The organism is Fictibacillus phosphorivorans, from assembly GCF_023715845.1.
GTDB lineage: Bacteria > Bacillota > Bacilli > Bacillales > Fictibacillaceae > Fictibacillus > Fictibacillus phosphorivorans_D.
In genome coordinates this window covers 1-2,663 of the sequence record NZ_JAMBOR010000042.1, presented here as the reverse complement: position 1 = coordinate 2,663, position 2,663 = coordinate 1, and the positions used below count along the sequence as shown (strand labels likewise).

At 38.7% G+C, this 2,663-nt stretch carries 4 protein-coding genes; 2 read left to right on the top strand and 2 right to left on the bottom strand.

The window, feature by feature from the left end; translation table 11 throughout:
• On the top strand, nt 1–84 hold an 84-nt coding region (locus M3206_RS19270), incomplete at its 5' end, for an IS3 family transposase (RefSeq protein WP_425590697.1).
• Nucleotides 85–147: 63 nt separating this feature from the next.
• Here the strand turns inward: M3206_RS19270 and M3206_RS18635 are convergent.
• Both M3206_RS18635 and M3206_RS18630 read right to left on the bottom strand, forming a co-directional pair.
• Complete coding sequence (locus M3206_RS18635; protein ID WP_251314024.1) at nt 148–597, bottom strand: TlpA disulfide reductase family protein; 450 nt, start codon at nt 595–597, stop codon at nt 148–150.
• A gap of 126 nt (nt 598–723) precedes the next feature.
• Nucleotides 724–1,905: an MFS transporter gene (locus M3206_RS18630; RefSeq protein WP_251314023.1), complete on the bottom strand. Its 1,182-nt coding sequence runs from the start codon at nt 1,903–1,905 to the stop codon at nt 724–726.
• Between the two features lie 89 nt (nt 1,906–1,994).
• Here M3206_RS18630 and M3206_RS18625 point away from each other — a divergent pair, with 89 nt between their 5' ends.
• The gene (locus tag M3206_RS18625) at nt 1,995–2,381 is read left to right on the top strand and encodes an OsmC family protein (protein ID WP_251314022.1); all 387 of its coding nucleotides are present in this window, start codon (nt 1,995–1,997) and stop codon (nt 2,379–2,381) included.
• Nucleotides 2,382–2,663 lie beyond the last annotated feature (282 nt).

Here is a 2,663-nt window from a genome sequence, read left to right as displayed (position 1 = left end):
GAATTTTACAATACAGAAAGATATCAATGGACATTAAGCAGAATGACCCCGGAACAATTCCGAGGTCATCTAATAGCTGCTTAAATGGACTTTTTATAAACTGTCTAATTTAAAGGGAACAGTTCACCGGGCAGAGAGCCCGGTTTTTTATTTTGTTTCTTTTCCTAATACACGGTTTACACGTTTTGTCAGCATCTTCATTCCATCTCCGCCAGCTTGGTAATGACGAAGCTTCCCTTCAGCATCGAATACATAATAAGCAGGAACATACTCGTTTTCAAACGCATCAGTTAGGGCATGGTCATTATCTACAAAAATCGGTTGTGTAATATCATGTTCTTGAGCAACTTCTTTGACCTGTTCAATATCAAGATCTTTTTCTGAACGAGGCATATGAACTGCAACGACGTTTAGTTCATCTTTATAATCATCGCGGAACTTGTTGATGTTTGGCATTGCTTCTTTACATAGCCCGCAGCTGACTGACCAGAAATGAATAAGAGTCGGCTTGTCGCCAATCAGATCGCTCTTAGAAACCTCACCATTGATCCACTCTGTTGCACCGCTAAGTTCAGGCATTTCCGAACGTAATCTCATCATAAAATATCTTCTCCTTATTATAGAAAGTTGTGTAGTATCATTAATTCTAGTTTAAAGATTGCATAACCAATGTCAAAATTCCTGCTTTCATAATATGGGTAAAGTACAAAAAATTATTTAATTTTAAGCAGTTTTTGTCTTTATAGCATCTGCTGGATTTCGGCTTTTCGTAAATAAGATCGGAAGGCAAAGAACAAATAACATACCACAGATCGCCACAACAAAAGCACTTCCTTTAAACCAGCTAATAAAACTCCCGCCGATTAATGGACCTGCCATACTCCCGATGCTAAAACTAATGCCTGCCAAAATATTGCCTGCAGGAAGGTGATATTTAGGAAGCAGATCACTCATATAGGCAATCCCAAGCGAAAACATAGATCCAACGAACATTCCTGAGAAAAAGAATAAGGCTAAAAGAGCCCAGAAAGAATGCATGGTCCAATACGTTGCTAAAAATGTGAAAAATCCTGAAACGAAAGAAAATACAAGTATCGGTTTCCTACCAAAATTATCACTTAATATGCCTAACGGGAGCTGAAAAACTAAGCTTCCGATTACAAAAGCGGGTAATAAAACCGCCACCCAATCCAAACTTATGCCATTACGAAGGGCAAACACAGGAAAAGAGCCATGAAGGGTTGCTTCTAAAAAACCGTATGCAAATGGAGGAAGCAATGATACCCAAGCCATTTTAAGGACTTCCTTGTATCGTGAGATAGTAGTAACATCTGCTACTCGTGCTGACTCAGCCTCAGGCTTTTCATTTCGGATACTCGTCATTAAGATGAATGAAAGAAAGCAAAGAATTGCGGCAATCCAAAAAGGCAGGTTTTCATTGACCTCAAGCATCTTTGTCATGAGTGGTCCGATTCCAAAACCAGCACCGAATGCGATTCCATAAAGGGAGATGTTCCTTCCCCGGCTCTTTTCCGAACTGTTTGAAGTGATCCACGTTTGAGTAGAAAAATGAAGCATATGATCACCGATTCCAATAAGCAACCGAAGCACGAACCAAAACCAAAATACTTTCCAGATGGGAAACAGGGCAAAACATAAAACCACTGCTAAAAGACCTGACATAATAAGCGGTTTATAGCCAAACTTCCGCAGAGGCTTCTCAATGAATGGGGAAGCGATCAGGATTCCGATATATAGAGCCGTTGCATGAAAACCGTTTAGAGATGCAGAGGTTCCACTTTGTTCAAAAATAACCGCAATCAAAGGTAATAACATTCCTTGTGCGAAACCCGAAATAAAAACAATACCAACTAAAACGGAGAATTTATAAGTTGAAAGCTGCATGAGCATCTCCTTTCAAAACAAACTAAAACCATTGTACAATGGATGCAGTTAAAAGTTGAATAAAAAAACTTTATCAGGGACGTGTGAACATGGAGTTTAAAATGAAGGAACGGGGTTATGAAACGACCTTTGAATATGGAACATTAGATATTAGTGGGGATGCCGAATTTGGTTTTAGACCCTTTCAGCTTCTTGTATCTTCCGTAGCGGTCTGCAGCGGCGGTGTACTAAGAAAAGTATTAGAACGAATGAGGCTGTCATACGAGAACATTGATGTTAAGGCAAAAGTAACACGTGATGAAAAGGAAGCAAACAAAATTACCGATATCCATCTGCATTTCATCATTATCGGTAATAATCTTTCGGAAGAGAAAGTTAAGAAAGCTTTAGCTGTTACTCGAAAAAACTGCTCAATGGTACAGTCAGTTATAGAAAGTATTAACATAACCGAAAGCTTTGAAATACAAGCACAGTAAGGGAAGCTGCGACTTGAAAGTGTAATGACTTTTGAGTTCCAGCCCCTTTTTTATTTGGAGAAAGAGAAAAAAGGACGTTTTGACGAATCAAAACGACTACTTATCAAGCGTTTTTATTCCTGAGTAAAGTTCGAAATAGCTCGTTTGAGCGAAAATGGACTTCTGTCAATAAAGTGGAGATAAATTTTGTGAGAAATATTCAATTGAGTCCCATTCTTAAGGGATTTTCATATGAACCTCAATGAGCCTCTTCACAGAGGCTTTTTATTATGGGCGCTTTAT